Raw genomic sequence first — 20028 nt, forward strand, 5'->3', positions numbered from 1 at the left:
CAAGGCTAATTTAAATAATAATTAAACATGAAAACAAAATTAAATGGATTACTAACGCTTTTATTCGCGTTAGTAGTGCAAATTTCATTTGCACAAACTAAATCAGTGTCCGGTACGGTCACCGATGGAGGCGGTGTACCACTTCCTGGGGTGAATATTTTAGTACAGGGTACTGCCACTGGAACACAGTCGGATTTTGACGGGAATTATACAATTGAAGCCGCCACTGGCTCAAAACTTACATTCTCGTATGTAGGATTTTCCGATCAACTGGTAACTGTGGGAAGTGCTAATACATACGACATACAAATGGAGGCAGGTGAGTCTCTTGATGAAGTCGTTGTAACTGCTCTCGGTATATCCAGAGAAAAGAAAACTTTAGGTTATGCAACTGAGGAAGTTTCTGGAGATCAGGTAAGCACAGTAACTCAAGGTGGTAACGTTGCCAACTCACTTTCCGGTAAAGTTTCCGGTCTACAAATTAGACGTAACAGCAACATAGGTGGTTCTACTAACGTGCTTTTGCGTGGTACTAATTCCCTGACTGGGAATAACCAGGCACTTTTTGTTGTTGATGGTGTAATTATTGACAATTCAAATACCAATACCTCTTCACAGCAAACCGCTGGTTCAGGTTTTGACTATGGTAATGCTGCCTCAGATATAAATCCTGAAAGCATTGCAACAGTGAACGTACTTAAGGGTGCAGCTGCAACCGCCCTCTACGGTAACCGTGCCTCTAACGGTGCGATAATTATCACCACCAAAAAAGGAAAAAGAGGTGAAGGTCTGGGAGTTACCGTTAACTCTGGAATACAAATAGGAAAAGTAAATAAAGAAACTTTCCCTACGTACCAAAACCAATATGGTGGAGGTTATGGAGCGTTTTATAGTGATTTAAACCCATATTTCTTCGAACAGGATGTAAATGGGGATGGCACTAATGATTTAGTAACCCCACTTACCGAGGATGCTTCTTACGGTGGAGCTTTTGACCCTTCTCTACTTGTTTATCAATGGGATGCGTTTTTTGACCCTACCAGCCCTAATTTCAACACTGCAACACCATGGGCTTTTGCTGGTAAAAACGGACCTATATCTTTCTTCGAAGATGCGGTTACAATTACTAATAGTGTTGCAGTATCTGGTGGTACAGATGTATCATCATTCCGTTTGAACTACTCTAAGTTTGACGCAGAAGGTATCTTACCGAACAGTGAGCAAGATAAAAACACCATTAACTTTAGTGGTAGTTATGATTTTACTGAGGACTTTACAGTTTCCACAAACATCAACTTCATCAATCAGAAGACATTGGGTCGTAATGGCACGGGATATTCAGACAATATCATTTCCAATTTCAGGCAATGGGCACAGACCAACGTGAATTTTCAAGATCAGCGTAGGGCTTACGAACGCACAGGAATGAACTACACCTGGAACCCTTCATCTTCTACAAATCCAACCCCTATTTTCTGGGATAATCCTTATTATGTGCGTTATGAGAACTTTCAGAATGATGAGCGTAATAGGGTTTATGGTAACGTAGTACTTAACTATGATATGACAGATTGGTTTAGTGTAACTGGTCGTATTACAATGGACTCTTACGATGAAATGCAGGAGGAAAGAACCTCTACTGGAAGTAACCCTGTAGCGGATTACTCGCGTTTCAACAGAACTTTTAGGGAGTACAATTACGACCTGATTCTTAATTTTGATAAAGATATCACCGAAGACATAACTTTTAATGGTCTTTTAGGTACTAACATACGTCGTAGTAATGAGAATTCTATACGTGCTTCAACCAATGGTGGCTTTGCAGTACCAGGAGTATTCTCTTTGGCAAATTCCCAAAACCCTATAATTGCTCCAACAGAACAAGAAATAGAACTAGGTGTAGACGGTGTTTACGCTCAAGCAAGTTTTGGCTTTTTCAACAAACTCTATCTAGAAGGAACAATAAGAAGGGATGCTACATCTACACTTCCATCAAGTAACAATACTTTTTATTACCCATCAGTTACCGGAAGTTATATTTTCTCTAATGACATCAATGCAGACTGGTTGAGCTTTGCTAAATTACGTCTTAACTATGCAGAGGTAGGTACAGGTGCAGATTTTGCGGCCCTTAGGGATATATTTATTAAACCTACCCCATTTGGTTCTGCCAATTTATTTTCAGTATCAGATAGAAGAAGGAATCCAGACCTAAAAGAAGAGCGACTTACAAGTTATGAAGGTGGTCTGGAATTGGATTTCTTAAACAGAAGACTTGGTTTGGATATTTCTTATTACAGGACCTTAACCAATGATCAGACTATCCCATTAGCGGTTAGTGGTTCAACAGGTTATCTTGAAAAAGTTATAAATTCAGGTGAGTTGGAAAATAAAGGTTTAGAAGTTGCGTTAAACGCCAGCCCTATCCAAACTGAATCTGGATTTAACTGGGACTTGCGAGTGAATTTTGCACGTAACCGAAACAAACTCCGTAGCCTTTCTGAACAAACGAATAATATTGTTTTGGGAAGTTTTCAAGGAGGTGTGACTTTGAACGCAACAGTAGGTCAGCCATATGGTGTAATAAAGGGTACAGATTATGTTTATAATGACAATGGAGAACGTGTAATCAATGCTAACGGCCTTTTCCAACGAACTGGACCAGACGCCGTTATTGGGGATGTAAACCCAGATTGGACTGGCGGTATCTATAACTCCTTTAGCTACAAAAACTTAAGCTTGAGCTTCTTGATTGACATACAAAAAGGTGGTAGTGTTTTCTCACTTGACCAGTATTATGGTCAGGCAACCGGTCTATACCCCAATACTGCTTTTACAAATGACTTAGGAAATCCTGTGCGAAATACATTAGAAAATGATGGAGGAGTAGTATTTAATGGTGTGTATGAAAATGGACAACCTAACACTACACGTGTAGACGTTAGTTCCTTTGGAGTTTTTGGATATCAACGTTTTCCTAATTCAGAATTTGTTTATGATGCTGGTTACGTTAAGCTTCGTGAAGTGGCGCTTAGCTACACCCTTCCTGAAAGTTTCTTAAAAAATGTCTTCTTTCAAAAAGCCACATTTACACTTACAGGTTCTAACTTGTGGATTATTGATAAAAGCACTCCCTACTCAGACCCAGAAGCAGGTTTAAGTTCTGGTAACCTTCAGGGATATCAGAGTGGTGTTATGCCAACTACTAGAGATTACGGGTTTAACATTAATCTTCAATTTTAATACAATAGTATCATGATAATAAAGAGAATATTACTTATAGCTTTGGGACTTGTGCTTGCGCAATGTTCCAATGATATCGAGAACTTAAATGAAAATGAGAAATCATTTACTGACGTTCCCGGTGAACCATTAATGACGAATGGTCAGCGTGATCTTGTAGATCAGTTAGTCAATACCAGCGTAAACTTTAATGTATTCCGTCTCTTTGCTCAGCAATGGAGTGAAGCTACCTATGTAGATGAAGCGCGCTATAATATTACTACACGTTCTATACCTCGCAGACATTGGAATGTTATGTATGTGGATGTCATTAAGGATATGAATGAGGCAGCACTACGTATTAGTGCACAAGAAGTACTAAATGTAAGCCCAGCTCAGTTTGAAGAGGATTCTGCAATAAAGGCGAATAAACTTGCAATTATTGAAATTCAAACCGTTTTAGCCTATCAAATTCTAGTTGATACCTTTGGGGATATTCCTTATTCTGAAGCTCTTGATATAGATATTATCAACCCTTCTTACGATGATGATATGGCTATTTACATGGATTTAATTAGTCGTATCAATTCAGCACTTGATAATTTAAATACAACTTATGACAGTTTTGGAGCACAAGATTTGATTTACAATGGTGATACGGCAAGTTGGTTGACTCTTGGTAATTCCATTAAAATGAGAATGGCCATGCGCATTGCAGATGTGAATCCAGACTTAGCTCAAACTTTGGTTTCTGATGTAGAAGACAATATTATTGTATCCAATGATCAAAATGCCATCCTTCAATATCAAGCTACCACTCCAAATACAAATCCTATTTGGGTTGACTTGGTGCAAAGCAATCGTAAAGATTTTGTTCCAGCAGATACATTCGTAAATGCTTTAAATGGTCTTGATGATCCCAGAAGTGATGTATTTTTCTCAGACCCTGTAGAGGGGGAATATTTAGGTGGGCCTTATGGGAGCACAGTACAATATGCCAATTTTTCACACATTGGTGCTCCTTTTTACGAGCCAGACCTTCCAGGTGATATATTTGATGCTGCAGAAGGTAACTTTTTGCTAGCCGAAGCCGCAGCACGTGGTTTTATATCTGGAGACGCTGCAGATTTCTATGAGACCGCAATTACAGCCAGTATGGAGTATTGGGGTGTAAGTGCAGATGACATTGCTGCTTATCTGGCTCAAAATGACGTAGCTTATGATAGTGCTGATGGTGAATTTAGACAAAAAATAGGTGTTCAAAAATGGATCGCGCTATACAATCGTGGTTTTGAAGCTTGGACGGAATACCGCAGATTAGGGTATCCTATTTTAGAAGCTCCTGAAGGATCTGAGTTTAATGCTGTTCCTAAGCGTTTTACTTATCCAGTTGTTGAACGTACGCTCAATGAGCCGGGTTACACCGCTGCAGCATCTGCAATAGGAGGAGATGAATTAGATACGGCTATATTCTGGGATGTTGAATAACATTTGAGTATTATATATTTTAAAAGCCACCCCAAAAAGGTGGCTTTTTTATTTATAATTATGTTTACCAATAAATTAGTTCAATATTCAAACACCATTGCGTGCGATATAAGAAGTTTTCGGTAAGATATTACCCTAAAACAAAAGTATATTGATCGTCTTGATTATGATAACGATACGCGTATTATCTCATTATATAATGCAAATTAAATGCTACTCTTTACAAAATGGCAAAATCAATTTGCAAAAGTGCTAGGCATATGCTTAGCAGAGATGTACCTCATCAGCGCAGAAAGTAATTTTAGACTTAATGGTGATGTGGGTGCGGCATCATTAGATGATATTAATGTGCTTAGGGAGCGTGCAGGGGTTGAAAATGCTGGATCTATATATCTGGCTGCAATTCTGCTAGAGCGCAAAGGACATGGGTTTTGAAGGACGTGCGCTGCATTATATAAGAAGATTAAAGAAGAACATTGACAATCTGGCTTATAATGTTAAGCCGTTAATTCCTATCCTATAACCAGAAATAGATGTAAATCCAATTAGAATAAAAACCCCGGGAATACTAATTTAAAAACGCCAATAAATGTCTAAAAACGGCCATTTTATATCTAAAATAGGCCATTTTTTATATTTAAAATAATTGGTTTATATCATTTATCACTTAAATGGAATCAGGGGATAACACATTTAACTTTAAAGTATAGCATAAAAAAACCAATTGTATTTTCATACAATCGGCTTTTTATATTTTAGTTTATCTAAAAATTCCCTTCTACTCTACCCCATCCCTATAATCTAATGCAGGTTCACGGTCTCCCAATAGCGGTACATATTCAAAATCATTACCACGGGCTTCTTCAAATTCTTTTTTTGCAGCAGCGACAATAGCAGGGTCACTCAATAAATCCATACCGGTCAAGGCTATGGTTTTTGCAGCTACCATCATCCCCTTTTCCCCTATGCTCATTCCGCCAGCGGCAACAGCTTGCCAACTGTGCGCCGATGTACCAGGCACCCAGGTTGCCGCTGACATACCCACGGTGGGTATTGTGAAGCTCACATCGCCCACATCTGTAGAACCACCTGGTTCTGCATTGGGGTCAAAAGGTTCAATACCCTCAACATAAGAAACATCTAAAGGCTTGTCTAACGATTTTGAGATTTCTTCCGCAAAGACCTTTTCTTCCGAAGTGTAGGTATAACCTCCTACCTCATTAAGGTTATCATACATAAGTTTTTGAAGCGTCAAATTTGGCAGTAATTCATGTGTGCCACCTATCATTTCATAGTCCATTGTAGTTCCTGTTCCCATTGCAGCCCCTTCAGCAGCTTTTACCATACGATCAAAAATATCAATTACGATATCGCGCTGAGGACTTCTCGCGTAATAATAGACTTCGGCAAAATCTGGAACCACATTGGGAGCTTTGCCGCCATCTGTAATCACATAGTGAATTCTGGATTCCATGGGCACGTGTTCCCGCATCATGTTTACCATATAATTCATTGCCTCAACGGCATCAAGTGCAGATCGTCCTTTTTCGGGAGCTGCTGCAGCGTGGGCTGAAACTCCATAAAACCGAAATTTAGCAGATTTATTGGCAAGTGCTGCACCGGGATTTGCTGCATTTTTGTTTCCTGGATGCCAGTTTAAAGCCACGTCTACTCCATCAAACATACCTTCACGGGTTAGATACACCTTACCGGAGCCGCCTTCTTCCGCTGGACAACCGTAAAATTTGACCGTACCTGATTTACCGGTTGAAACAAGGTAATTTTTCATTGCGATAGCCGCTGCCATAGATGCCGTTCCAAAAAGATGATGCCCGCACGCATGACCCGCGACATCACCCATTGACTCTTTATGGGAAACGGCCTTTTGTGAAAGCCCGGGAAGGGCATCATATTCGCCCAGGACTGCGATAACCGGAGAACCAGAGCCATAAGAGGCAACAAAAGCAGTGGGCATTCCGGCAACACCTTTACTCACCGTAAACCCTTCATCTTCTAATGTTTTTTGAAGCAAGACGGTGCTTTTTTCTTCCTTATAACCCATTTCGGCCAATGACCAAATCTTATGGGCAATTTCTCCGTATTCCGTGGCTTTCGCATCGATTTGTTTGAGAATTTTTGCTTTGTTATCCTGAGCAGATATTGAAACTACTGAACAACATAACAGACTAAGTAAAAGATTTTTCATATGTATTCTATTGTTTTAAGTTAGATGTTATGGCAATATGCTCATTTTTATTGGAATATGTAATAAAATAGGAATGAGGTATAACAGAAACACCGCAAACGTTTTAGATTCTACGATATCGTTATAATAATCGATAAATAATAATGATAATTAAAATTTATTCACAAATCATTCATTTTAACGCAACAGATTTAAATAAAAGTTAATAAAACGTGAAATTATTACGATAAATTCAGTGCTTGATTGACAAATTTTATCCATTTTTGATACTGGCTAAATCAACTAAACATTAAACTATGAAATCAAACTACAAAAAACTGCTGATGCTGTTTTTCGCGTTGGCAATGCAAACCACGTTGTTTGCACAAACAAAAACAATTACGGGTACGGTCACTGACGAGGACGGTATGCCCCTACCCGGAGTAAATATTATGATTCAAAATTCCTCATCGGGTGCACAAACTGACTTTGACGGTAATTACAGTATATCTGCCACATCAGGCGATATTCTCGTTTACAGTTACGTTGGATTTTCATCGCAAGAAGAAATTGTGGGACCTAACGAAGTTATTGATATTACCATGAAAGCAGGCGAGGCTCTTGAAGAAGTAGTAGTAACTGCCCAGGGTATTACAAGAGAGAAAAAGGCACTTGGTTATGCCGTTGCCGAAGTAGATAGTGAGCAGCTAGAATCACGGGCGGAGGGAGATATAGGCCGCGTTCTGAACGGTAAAGCCTCAGGTGTTAATATTACCGCCCAGAGTGGACTTTCAGGTTCTGGGACAAACATTAATATTAGGGGACTTAGTTCATTTAGCGGAAGTAATCAGCCTCTATTTATAGTAGATGGGGTTCCTTTTAGTAGTGATACCAATGCGCAGGGCGATTTTGTGGAAGGTAATTCTGGTGGTAGCCGTTTTTTTGATCTTGACCCTAATAGTATCGCAAGTGTGAATGTCTTGAAAGGACTTGCAGCCGCTACTTTATACGGTACTGCGGGAAGAAACGGGGTAATACTAATTACCACAAAAAACGGAAGCTCAAAAGGTGGTCGTAAGAAAAATGAAATTACGGTAAATACATCAGTCTTTTTTAATAAGGTAGGTTCCCTTCCGGATTATACCATGAAATATGGTAACGGATTTGACCAGGCATTTGGCTGGTTTTTCAGTAACTGGGGGCCTAGTTTTTCTGAAGGAGGAGTCGCAGGTTGGGGCAATGACGCTGCGATTGATGACAATGCAACCCTTCCTCACCCCTATTCTACGGCAAGTCTTGGAACAGGAATTCCTCAGGCTTTCCCAGAATTTCAGGGAGCTCGTTATGACTGGAAGCCTTACAACAGTGTGGAGAACTTCTTCCGTACAGGTACGGTGAGCAACACTACCGTAAACGCTGCAGGTTCTTCTGATGATGGTACCGTTACTTACAATATTAGTGGTGGTCATCTTGAAGATCAAGGATTTACTCCTGAAAATGGCGTGATACGTAATACCCTGGGTATTGGAGGTCGTGCTAAACTGACGAATAACTTTACCGTTTCTGGAACAATGAACTTTTCAAGGACAGATTTCAAGTCCCCTCCAGTTTCTGCTGGTGATGGAAATACAGTTTTTGCCGGTGGTGGTTCTTCAGTATTCTCAAACGTGTTTTTCACACCTCGTAGTGTTGATTTGAATGGGTTACCTTTTCAAAATCCACTAGACGGTTCAAGTGTGTACTATAGACAATCAAACAATATTCAAAATCCCAACTGGACCGTTTTCAACGCCAGGTCAGAACAGGTTACAAACCGTGTGTTTGGTAATACTGCTGTTACCTATGACTTTACTGAAAATTTAAACCTGACCTATAGATTAGGTATTGATGTGTATAGCGAGAATAATGTTAACTATCAAAATAAAGGTGGTGTTACTGATAATACGAGAGTTAGAAGTGGTTTTTATGACACTTACAATAACACCAATACGATCTGGGATCACAATTTGACATTAAGTGGCAGCTATGACTTAGCAGAAAATCTTGGCCTATCCTTTAACTTAGGTGCCACAACCAGAAGAACTGTATTTGATCAAAATGGGGTTTCCAGTTCAGGACAGGCTGTTTTTGGAGTCTTAAGACATATCAACTTTCAATTACAGGACGAGATACAATCTTTCAATGAGCAAAATATAGCTGGTATTTATGGTCAGGCAGAAATTGACTACGATTCTTATCTCTATTTAACGCTTGCTGCTAGAAATGACTGGGTGTCAAATTTATCTTCTGAAAATAGATCTATAGGCTATCCAAGTGCGAGCTTTTCATTCTTGCCTACAGCAGCTTTTGAGGGGATGCGCGGAAGCAAAGTTCTCAATTTTCTAAAACTAAGAGCGGGTTACGGTACCTCCGCAAATTTTCCTGCGCTATATCCGGTGGCCACACGAACCTTATTGGAAACACAGGCATTTTTAGATGATGGTGGTGGATTTGTAACTACAAACACTACCGATGACAACCGTGGAAACCCTGATCTCAAGCCAGAAACCCTAACAGAACTTGAATTTGGTATAGAATCCCGCTGGTGGAATAATAAAGTTACATTGAACGCTTCATACTTCAATAGGGTCACAAAAGATTTGATCGTAAATCGCGACCTTGATGCATCCACTGCATTTACGAGTACCAGTACTAACATTGGGGAAATCAATGTGAAAGGTCTGGAAATCGATATGGGTGTTGATGTTTTTGAAAACAGGGAAGGCTTTAGCTGGAATCTCAATGCTAACTTTACAACCATTGACCCAGTTGTGAAAGACCTAGGTGCAGATACAGATATTATAGTCTATTCCGGTTTTACAAACCTGGGAAATGCTGCGATACCTGGCAAACCACTGGGTACTATTGTAGGATCCCGAATACTCCGCAATGACAATGGTGATTTAATTACTAACAGCCAGGGCGATTATGTAGTTGAAACCGGTCAATTTGATATTGGTAATCCCAATCCTGATTATACGCTCAACGTGGGAAGCACAATGAGCTATAAAAATTTAAGCTTTAGTTTCCTGATGACACATGTTTCAGGCGGAGATATATATAGCCAGACCATTGCCACACTTCTGGGAAGAGGACTTACTTCTGATACTGATGACCGTTTAAACAGTTTCATTTTGCCAGGTGTTAACCAGGATACCGGAAATCCAAATACAGTACAAATCAACAATTCTCAATACTACTTTGATAATATTCTATTTGGTCCTGATGAACTTCAAGTATACGATGGCTCAGTAGTAAGATTACAGGAAGTTTCGTTGGCTTATTCATTACCAGAAACTATTCTGGAGAAAACACCATTTGGTTCCCTTAAAATAAGCTTATCGGGTTATAATCTCTGGTTTGATGCCTATAATACGCCAGACGGTGTGAATTTTGACCCTAATGTTGCCGCTTTAGGTGTGGGTAATGGTCAGGGCTTTGATTTCTTGAGTGGACCAGGTTCTAAACGATATGGTATTAGCGTTCAAGCTTCATTCTAAAATAAAAAACTATCATGAAAAGAATATATATACTCTTAACAGCATTGCTCGCTACGGGAATGATTTTCCAGTCTTGCGAGACTACAGACCTGGATTTAACAGGTAACCCCAATGCACTTACAACAGATCAAACAGATGTTGATTTTTTCAACAATGCCATACAGATACGCTATGCAAATCTTATGGAAAAATTCGGTACGACCAGTGCCCAGGTAGTTCGTATAGAATACTTGGGAAGTCGTAACTATTTAAATGCATTCGCTCCAACCGCTTTCGATGATGAATGGGATGATGCTTATAGGGAAATACTCGCAGATGTACAAGCCATGCGTCCTATCGCCCTTGAAAATGAGCAATACAGGCACCTTGCCATCGCGCAGGTATTATCTGCAGATGTCTTAGTCACGCTTGTAGACAATTTTGGGGATATTCCTTATTCAGAAGCATTGCAGGGAGCTGATGATCTCTTAAATCCCAATGTTGATTCGGGTGTAGCTGTTTACTCAGCCGCAGAAGGTATGTTAAACGATGCCATAAGCAATTTTACCAGGGATGGCTCACAACCAGGCCCCGATACTGATTTGTTTTACGACAATGATTATGATCTTTGGGTAAAACTTGCAAATACCTTAAAGATGAAAATCTATTTACAGACGCGGCTCGTTGATGCAGATGCAAATAGCAAGTTCAACGCTATTGTTGCTGCGGGGAACTATATCACAGACACGAGTGAAGATTTTGAGTTTCAGTGGGGAACTAATGAAAATCAACCAGATACAAGAGCTCCAAAATACGCTGACAACTATACGCCTACCGGAGCCGGGGATTATTTATCTAATTGGTTGATTGGCACTATGCAGGACAAGGATGACCCACGATTGAGATATTATTTCTATAGACAAGTTAATGCAGTACCTGGTGAGGAAGTCCCTCCAAACGAGCAAACATTAACCTGTTCTTTAGAAAATGCCCCACAACATTACATTGACGGTGGATTTACATTTTGTAGTTTACCCAATGGCTACTGGGCACGGGATCATGGTGATAATGATGGTACTCCTGGAGATGGTTTTCTAAGAAGTACCTATGGTGTATATCCTGCAGGAGGAAATTTTGACGATAGTCGTTTTGATCCTGTAACTCAAGGTGGTGGTGGAGCTGGTGCTGGTATTACGCCTTTAATGTTAGCTTCATGGGTTGATTTTATGAAAGCAGAGATGGCATATCTCGAAAACCCTGCAACTGCCGAAGAATTTATTATTGCAGGCACACAAAAATCTATCGCTAAAGTACGGTCTTTTGGAAGCCTGGATGGCAGCGCAGATTTAAGTGTAGCTCCATCTGATGATGATGTAAGTACTTATCTTGACGACGTCGCATCAGATTATCAGAGTGCTACAGAAACAGGAAAATGGAATGTTATGGCAGAGCAATTTTGGATCGCCTCTTTTGGAAATGGTACACTTAATTACAATTTTTACAGAAGAACTGGCTATCCTACAACACTACAACCTAACAGGGAGTTCAATCCAGGAGGATTTATCCGTTCATTCAGATACCCTGCAAACTTTGTAAATAACAATTCATCTGTAAGTCAAAAACAGGATGTAACGGCCCAGGTTTTTTGGGACACCAATCCTCCATCGCCAGAATTTCCAACTTCTAATTAAAAAACGCTATTATGAAAAATATAAAACTAATTTTAGCTTTCACCTTCTTGACCCTTATATGGGGCTGTAGTGATGGCGACAGAATTGTAGATCAGGTTTTTGATGAAACCACCTCTGGTGGTATATTGAGGACATTGAGTACTAATAACGGCACATTCGATTTTAACGATCCCTCCATAGGTTGGTCCGTCACATTGGAAGCCCAAGATGAACAGAATGGTGACCTCCTGCAAGCTGTAAATGTGTATGCTGGTCTTTATCGTAACACCGCTCTTGTGGGCACAGAGGAATTTGTTAAAGAAGTTCCAGCTTCTGCTTTTACAGAGGGGAAAAATGGATTACCTGTGGGTGATGTTATCGCAACACTTACTGAAGTTGCCAATAGCCTTGGGTTGAGCCCATCAGACTATAGTAGTACGGATGAATTCAGGATTAGGCTGGAATATGTTATGACCAATGGGCAAACATGGAGTAGAAGCGATGGCGCCGGTACGGTATTGACAAGCTCTTATTTCAAATCTCCATACTTATATACCGTACCTTTTTTCTGTTCACTAGAGAATGCATCCATATTTAATGGAGATTACACTGTCACAACAGATTCCTGGGAAGATTACACTGCAGGCGATGTTGTACCTGTGGTTTATGATGCCGATAATGGCGAGTATACCTTTCATATACTGGCAACAAATAACCCATATCTTGTGAACGCAGATTCAGCCTATATGATCGTTACCATAGATCCTTCAGACGGCTCCGTTGATGTTACGGCAAACGAAGATTTTGATTATGGTGGTGACTTTGTGGTAACGGTAACAGGTGAGGGAACAGTTGCCACGTGTACCGGTAATATAAATCTTAGAATAGATTTCGGCCCTAGTTATACCGATAATGCTTTTCGTTTAACTAAAAACTAAGTTAATTAGCCAATTTAGTTTTCTGGGGACCGCCTAATAAGCGGTCCTTTTTTATATCGCTATTTTTTATTCCCTTCTTCTAAAAACCTAAAAACTTAATTCTAAATTTGCAATATGAGCAAAGAAACGAATATATACGGTACACGGGCCATAATAGAAGCCATCAAAGCCAAAAAAGAAATAGGTAAAATATACCTCCAGAAAGGAATATCAAATCCTTTGAGCAAACAATTGGAGCACCTCATTAAAGATGAAGGAATCTCAGTTTCTTATGTTCCAGAGGAAAAACTTCACAAACTTTCTTCTCAAAACCATCAGGGCGCAATTGCAACCATCTCCCCTATTCGTTTTGCCGACTTTAGCCAGGTAGCCGAAGCCATCTTGGCCGGAGAAAAAAAAGGGCTCTTTTTATTACTGGATCAATTATCAGATGTGCGTAACTTTGGTGCCATTATACGTACTGCGGAATGTACAGGTGTTGATGCTATTATAATTCCTAAATCTGGTGGGGCTCCAGTCACTGATGATACTATTAAAACATCTGCTGGGGCGGTTTTCAATATTCCTATATGTAAAGTAGATCATATTAAAGATGCCATCTTTTATCTACAGGGATCTGGTGTTCAAATAGTCGCAGCTACCGAAAAAACCGACGATCTTATATATGCTGTGGACTTTAAAGACCATACCGCAATAGTTATGGGAAGTGAAGGAAAAGGGGTTACTCCTGGAGTTTTAAAACTAGTAGACGTCAAAGCGAAATTACCCCTGAGTGGTAAGATAAGCTCACTAAATGTTTCTGTTGCCTGCGGTGCATTTTTGTATGAAGTAGTCAGACAGCGTTACTAATGGTCTTTTTTCGAGACAAAAAGACTGGATCTTTATATAAATTCCTTTGAATATTTCAAAGGAATTTTTCTTTATATAATATGCTGCTTTTAAACACAAAATAAATTCTATTAAAGCATATGAATATTTAAGCAATCAGTATTTCCATGAAGATTTAATTAAATATTTACATATATAATTGAACTAAGCGGTAGATGGCAGCAAAGGTTTGGAATATTCTTTTGAATATTGTGAAAATTAAACTTTTTCTCACAAACCTTTAAATAAAATAAGCATAAGCTTGTTTAGAGATGATTAATTATTGGCTAATTGAAATTTTTACACCATTTTTGACCAACTAATATTTAAATTATTTATATGAAATCAAACTACAAAGCATTATTTACGCTATTGTTGGCTTTGGTAGTGCAACTCGGGTTTGCACAAATCAAGACCATTACAGGCACAGTTACAGATGATGGAGGTGTTCCTCTTCCAGGTGTTAACATTTTAGTGAAAGGATCATCTACAGGAACACAAACAGATTTCGACGGAAACTATAGTATAGAAGCTTCTCAAAATAGCATTCTTGTTTTTAGCTACGTAGGTTTTCAAGAGGCCGAAGTTGCCGTAGGCACCTCCTCTGAAATAGACATGGAACTCGTGGCCGGTGAAATGCTAGAAGAGGTTGTAATCAACGCACTGGGTATAGAAGTAAATCGTGCAACACAAGCATCATCCGTTTCAGAAGTTGCGGCTACCGCAGTTCAATCATCTGGTGAAACAAGTATCGCTAAGGGTCTTGCTGGTAAAGCTTCCGGAGTTCAAATCATCAGCTCTTCTGGTGATGCAGGTTCTAGTGCCTTTATACAAATTAGGGGGCAAAGCACAATAACTAGGAGTCTACAGCCTTTGATTGTTGTAGATGGTATACCTATAAGCAACGAAGAAGTAGGTGCAGGTGTAGGGGGAGTTACCCAGCAGTCTCGTTTAGGTGATTTAAACCCTAATGATATTGCTGATGTAAAAATTTTGAAGGGGGCTTCAGCAGCTGCTTTGTGGGGTGCTAGGGCAGGAAATGGAGTTGTAGTAATTACGACCAAAAAAGGTAAAGGCCTAGGAAAAGGTTCCCTGCAAGTTTCTATATCATCAACCGTTAGTTATGATCAGACGAATGATGTATTAGACACCCAAAGCATATTTGGCCAAGGGACTAATGGCTCATTTGCTGGTGGAACACAGGCGAATTCTTGGGGAGACAAAATCAGCCTTCGGTCAGGAGGTCCTGATGAAATTGATGCTAATTCGTCAAACTATTTTGTTGCACGTGATGGCACAACATATTACCCAATTATTTCTAAGAACAGCACAGAAAATTTCAATGACAGCAATTATGACGCCGTAATAAACCAAGGTTTGTACCTTGAAAATAATGTTAGCCTAAGTGGAGCTACTGAATCAGGAAACTATTTTATGAGTGTTAGCGATCTCAAACAGGATGGTATCATTGATGAAAATGATTACAACAGAGTTTCACTACGCTTAAATGGCGAATTTAAACTCAATGATAAAATAAAATTTACAGCTACCTCTACTTACTCTCAAATCAATTCTAATCGTATACAACAAGGATCTAATACGTCAGGATTGTTATTAGGATTATACAGAGGCCCAGCTGATTTTGACATTAGGGACTATATTGGGACACGTTATCAAAATGGTGTTATCAGCACTACAAACAGTCAACGCTCATATAGAAGAGGGTTAGGCACCCTAGATAATGAATCTCCTATTTACAATAATCCATTGTGGACTACAAACATACAGTCAAACCCGAATACTGTTGAACGCTACATAATGGGTGGTCAGTTCAATTATAAAGCAACCGACTGGATGACATTGATTGCGAGGGCTGGACTTGATCATTTTACGGATGAACGTAAAAATTTCTTCCCAAAAAACTCTGCAGAGGCCAATGGAAGTGGAAGTGCTACAGAACGCTTGTATACAAGCACGCAGTCTAACATAGACTTCATTGCTCAAGGCGATCTAGTCTTTTCAGATAGGCTGAGTTTCGGGTATTTAGCAGGTCTAAACTTTAATAGAAGGTTGAATGAGACACGTGGTGGTGGATATACAAACTTCATTTTAGATAGTGATAAATTCTTTTATACAAATGCTGTTATTGCGAATAGATCAACTGTTATAGGCGAGAGCGAAGTCAGAATTACTGCGGGTTACGCACAGGCTAATTTAAGTTTTGACGATTTGCTCTTTCTAAACTTAACAGGTAGGGCAGAGACGGCTTCTACTTATGGAGATGCGAAAACATTCTTCTATCCTTCCGCAGAATTGGGTTTTCAATTCAATAAACTATTTGATGACCAAAGTACATTGTCAAATGGAAAGCTACGTCTTACATTTGGTAAAGTAGGTATTGAACCTGCAGCGTATGCAACAAACACATACTTTGAAAACGCAGATGGAGCAGAAGGATATGGTCCTGCTTATGATGCTGGGGCATATGACGGTTCTTTTGTAAGGAGTACGGTACAAGGCAATGCCAATCTTGAACCAGAGAAAAAAACAGAATACGAAGGAGGTATAGATCTGGGCTTTTTCAATAACAGATTTACTCTTGGGGCTACTTATTACTATAATGAAACTACAGATGCATTATTTACCGTTGCAATTCCCGGAACTACAGGGTTTTCAGGTCGTTATGATAATGCCGCTTCATTACAAAACGAAGGGCTTGAACTTGACCTTAGCATTGATGTAATTAGATCCGAAGATTTTGTTTGGAATGTTTATGGTAATTTTTCAACAAATGAGAATGAGGTAACTTCCTTAACAGGAACTGAGTCACTGTTTTTAAATGGTTTTACGGGCGTATCCTCTAGGGCTGTAGAAGGACAACCAGTTGGAGTTCTTTGGGGAGGACGTTATGCCAGGGAAGATAGTGGTTCTTTAATACTTGACGATCTTGGATTTCCAACTGTTGCATTGACGGAAGGTGTTATAGGTGATCCAAATCCAGACTGGAGAGCGGGTATTGGAACATCTTTCAGCTTCAAAGGATTTACTATAAGCACACTTTTTGATGCCTCTGTAGGTGGAGATGTTTGGGATGGTACAAACGGAGCTCTAAATAACTTTGGAAGAACTCCCGAAACTGCTAACGAAGTAACCGTGAGCGCTGCAGATGCTGAAACTATTATCGCAGCTAATGGCGCCACACTAGCATCAAGACCTCAGGCTGTAGTAAATGCTGATGGCTCATACACCATACGGGGAAACATTCGTGATTTTGGCGCAGGCCCACGTCTTTTGGATCAGGCCTACTATACTGGTATAGGTGGAGGTTTTGGCCCAGTAGGAGAGCAATTTATATACGATGGTTCATGGGTTAAGTGGAGACAACTCACCTTGAGCTATAACTTTGTAAACCAAAAATTGAAAGAAACCTTGGGTCTGAAAAATATTGAACTTTCTTTGACGGGAAGAAATCTTCTTTACTGGTCTAAGCACGATTTCGGTCAAGATCCAGAATCCAATCTTACAGGTGCATCAAACGGTAGAGGTCTTCAATATTTTAACAATCCGAACACTAGGTCCTATCTAGGAACACTTACCATTAATTTCTAATACTCGAAAAATGAAAAAAATATATTTACTCACATTCGCCAGTATCTTTTTTGCAACCTCTTGCTCTGACTATGTGGAAGATTTAAATGACGACCCTAATCAGCCTACTGATGCTGGTCTTGAAAATATAGTACAGGGTATTCAATTATCAAATCAGTTCTGGCAAACTGGAGAAGCTAACAGAACCGCAATGCTATGGCTTAATCAAGCTACCGGATCTGATAGGCAGTATTTAGCTCTTAACGATTGGAATACTGCTCAATCCACTATATTTGATGGTATTTGGAACGAAGCAATGGTGGGCACTATAAGCCAGGCACAAGTTTTAGAAAGTAAAGCTAGCGCACTTGGTAATACGTCTATGTTAGGTTTGGCTCAAGTAATAGAAGCAAATGCTTTTGGCACTTTAACATCCCTGTTCGGAGACATACCTTTTGAAGAAGTTAATAAATATGAAGAATTTCCCAATCCTTCATATCAACCACAGCAAGAAGTTTACGCAGGTGTTCAAAATCTTTTAAGTGCAGCAATTGCAAATTTAACTGAAGGATCAGGTGATATAGTCAATGATTTGGTATATAATGGCAACAATGAAGCATGGATTGATGCTGCATTTACTCTCAAAGCTCGTTATTTTTTGCACGTTAAAAATTATGAAGCCGCTCTCTTAAATGCACAGGAAGGTATTTCTTCTGCTGATGGAGATTATAAGGCCTATTATGGAACCACTTATGGTGCTGATTTTAATCCATTTTATAGCTTTCTTGTTTATGACAGAACAGGATATATGTCAGGTGAAAATGCCTATGCTCCTAAGCTATTAGACCCATCAACTACCATTTATAGAGGTAATATTAAAACAGATGAAACGGCAAGGTTTGGATTCAATTATCTTGATTCTGAAAACATTTATAATATTGGCTACGAAATGAATTTTCTTTCGGAATTTGACTGGGGTGCACCCGATGGGAAATTTGGCACTAATACTGATATGCCGCTTATAACTTATGGAGAAAATTTATTGATCATTGCTGAATGTGAAGCTAGGATTAATGGTATTGATGCAGGCATACAAGCCTATAACACTTATAGGGCTTTACTAGACACTGGCTACTCAATAGGAGTGGATAACAACGGGTACAATGATTTGACATTTAACTATGATCCTTACACCGCTGTAGATTTTAATTCTAATGGTATTGAAAACGCTGATGGCATTTCACAGCTTGATGCATTTTTACGCGAAATTTATGAAGAGCGTTACGTTTATTTCAATGGTCATTATGAATCTTTCGTAGATCTAAACCGCACTAATAATATTGCAGAAATACAATTAAAAACAGGATTTTCTGGCAATGCCGAAAGGTTTGTGTATCCTCAAGTAGAGGTGAATGGAAACCTAAGTATACCGTCTCCATTACCAGGTGTTCAAGATCCTACTCCTGTAAATCAGTAATTTTTATTTGATAGAAATCAGCTTTTAAAATTTCTTTATTAACCATAAAAAGAGGATGCACGAAGCATCCTCTTTTTTGTGGCTTACTGTTTATAGATAATTGAAACTCTTGATTAAAACATAACAAAAATAACTTCCATCAACTATTTTCAATGGAATTTATTTATTAAAAAGTAAAAAATAGTCATTAATCTAGAATTCTATTGTGTAGGAAAATTATAATTTTTAATATTATATCTTATACTCAGATTTTGAAGGAAAATGAAAATTACATACACACACTAAAATTAGAGAGAGACCATTTTAGTTTATTATCTTTTTATGTTGTTCTTTTTATTTTTATAGCGGTTTGGCCTATCCAAGCGCAACAGAATTTGAACTCCAAAGATGCCTCAAACTTTCTGGATGAACATTTGGGAAAAGAAAACCTCCCGGTATTTAATGGAGTACGCTTTTATGATCTTCTTCAAAGTAATAACAAGGATTTTCGATATTTTGAACGCTATAAGCCTTTCAAAGCGACGATTGTTTACAACAATAAGTCCTACCACAACATTCTTACGCGCTATGATTTACTGAAAGATCATCTAATTGTTTATACTGAAGGAAAAATTTCCTTCTTTCAGGTTCAATTGGCAAATGAAAGAATAAATGCTTTTCAACTGGATAGTCTGGATTTTGTTCGATTGGATTTAAGCACAAAATATACTAAAGAAAAAAATGCCTTCTATGAAATGGCCTATACCGGTGATTATATTAATTTATTTGCGGCATGGTCAAAAGCCGAAAATTTGAAGACCAATACCCAGAATCCCTATTATACATTTAAAGTTTCGCAGGAATATTATTTTCAGAAAAAAGAAGAATATTTTAAGATAAACAACAGGACTGATGTGATCGAATTGTTTCCCGAATTCAAATCGGAGATTAAAGCATTTTATAAAGCCTATAGCAACATTGATAAAAAAGACCCCAAACAATTCATGCGGAAACTAGCTTTATATCTGGATCAAACCCTGAAGAACTAAACTGTATTATGCAATTTTCAAAAGGGAATAAATATTTAGTACTCCTC

The 20028-nt window shown here is 38.9% G+C and carries 11 protein-coding genes; 10 read left to right on the forward strand and 1 reads right to left on the reverse strand.

Annotation, left to right across the window (positions count from 1 at the left end):
- Positions 1-27 precede the first annotated feature (27 nt).
- The 3 genes from P162_RS05590 (at position 28) to P162_RS05600 (ending at position 5145) form a co-directional block, all read left to right on the forward strand.
- Positions 28-3243 carry a SusC/RagA family TonB-linked outer membrane protein gene (locus tag P162_RS05590; RefSeq protein ID WP_031426259.1) on the forward strand — a complete coding sequence of 1072 codons (3216 nt, stop codon included), beginning with the start codon at positions 28-30 and terminating at the stop codon, positions 3241-3243.
- A 51-nt stretch (positions 3244-3294) separates the two neighbouring features.
- Positions 3295-4710, forward strand: coding sequence for a SusD/RagB family nutrient-binding outer membrane lipoprotein (locus P162_RS05595; protein ID WP_164076214.1), 1416 nt, complete (start codon positions 3295-3297; stop codon positions 4708-4710).
- Positions 4711-4959: 249 nt separating this feature from the next.
- A complete protein-coding gene (locus P162_RS05600; RefSeq protein WP_164076216.1) occupies positions 4960-5145 on the forward strand; it encodes a RagB/SusD family nutrient uptake outer membrane protein in 186 nt (61 codons plus the stop codon).
- A gap of 343 nt (positions 5146-5488) precedes the next feature.
- On the opposite strand, the gene P162_RS05605 is transcribed toward P162_RS05600, so the two are convergent.
- On the reverse strand, positions 5489-6916 hold the full coding sequence (locus P162_RS05605) for an amidohydrolase (RefSeq protein WP_031426262.1): 1428 nt from the start codon (positions 6914-6916) through the stop codon (positions 5489-5491).
- 296 nt (positions 6917-7212) lie between these two features.
- Here P162_RS05605 and P162_RS05610 point away from each other — a divergent pair, with 296 nt between their 5' ends.
- The 7 genes from P162_RS05610 (at position 7213) to P162_RS05640 (ending at position 19981) form a co-directional block, all read left to right on the forward strand.
- Positions 7213-10434 (forward strand): SusC/RagA family TonB-linked outer membrane protein, encoded by a 3222-nt coding sequence (locus P162_RS05610; protein WP_031426263.1) that lies wholly within the window; start codon positions 7213-7215, stop codon positions 10432-10434.
- A gap of 14 nt (positions 10435-10448) precedes the next feature.
- Positions 10449-12104, forward strand: a complete 1656-nt coding sequence (locus P162_RS05615; protein WP_031426264.1) for a SusD/RagB family nutrient-binding outer membrane lipoprotein — start codon at positions 10449-10451, stop codon at positions 12102-12104.
- Positions 12105-12115: 11 nt separating this feature from the next.
- The gene (locus tag P162_RS05620; protein ID WP_031426265.1) at positions 12116-13021 is read left to right on the forward strand and encodes a hypothetical protein; all 906 of its coding nucleotides are present in this window, start codon (positions 12116-12118) and stop codon (positions 13019-13021) included.
- A gap of 114 nt (positions 13022-13135) precedes the next feature.
- Positions 13136-13870, forward strand: a complete 735-nt coding sequence (gene rlmB / locus P162_RS05625) for a 23S rRNA (guanosine(2251)-2'-O)-methyltransferase RlmB (protein WP_031426266.1) — start codon at positions 13136-13138, stop codon at positions 13868-13870.
- 393 nt (positions 13871-14263) lie between these two features.
- Positions 14264-17497, forward strand: coding sequence for a SusC/RagA family TonB-linked outer membrane protein (locus P162_RS05630; protein ID WP_164076218.1), 3234 nt, complete (start codon positions 14264-14266; stop codon positions 17495-17497).
- A gap of 10 nt (positions 17498-17507) precedes the next feature.
- Positions 17508-18953 carry a SusD/RagB family nutrient-binding outer membrane lipoprotein gene (locus P162_RS05635; RefSeq protein ID WP_051907791.1) on the forward strand — a complete coding sequence of 482 codons (1446 nt, stop codon included), beginning with the start codon at positions 17508-17510 and terminating at the stop codon, positions 18951-18953.
- A gap of 374 nt (positions 18954-19327) precedes the next feature.
- On the forward strand, positions 19328-19981 hold the full coding sequence (locus P162_RS05640; RefSeq protein WP_164076220.1) for a hypothetical protein: 654 nt from the start codon (positions 19328-19330) through the stop codon (positions 19979-19981).
- The last annotated feature ends 47 nt before the right edge of the window (positions 19982-20028 follow it).

Origin of the sequence: Flavimarina sp. Hel_I_48, assembly GCF_000733945.1 — a bacterium.
Classification (GTDB): Bacteria; Bacteroidota; Bacteroidia; order Flavobacteriales; family Flavobacteriaceae; genus Leeuwenhoekiella.

Bases quoted from the DNA above. Each gene is read 5' to 3' on its own strand.
- rlmB (WP_031426266.1), top strand. From the start codon at position 13,136: ATGAGCAAAGAAACGAATATATACGGTACACGGGCCATAATAGAAGCC.
- P162_RS05635 (WP_051907791.1), top strand. From the start codon at position 17,508: ATGAAAAAAATATATTTACTCACATTCGCCAGTATCTTTTTTGCAACC.
- P162_RS05605 (WP_031426262.1), bottom strand. From the start codon at position 6,916: ATGAAAAATCTTTTACTTAGTCTGTTATGTTGTTCAGTAGTTTCAATA.
- P162_RS05615 (WP_031426264.1), top strand. From the start codon at position 10,449: ATGAAAAGAATATATATACTCTTAACAGCATTGCTCGCTACGGGAATG.
- P162_RS05590 (WP_031426259.1), top strand. From the start codon at position 28: ATGAAAACAAAATTAAATGGATTACTAACGCTTTTATTCGCGTTAGTA.
- P162_RS05620 (WP_031426265.1), top strand. From the start codon at position 12,116: ATGAAAAATATAAAACTAATTTTAGCTTTCACCTTCTTGACCCTTATA.
- P162_RS05610 (WP_031426263.1), top strand. From the start codon at position 7,213: ATGAAATCAAACTACAAAAAACTGCTGATGCTGTTTTTCGCGTTGGCA.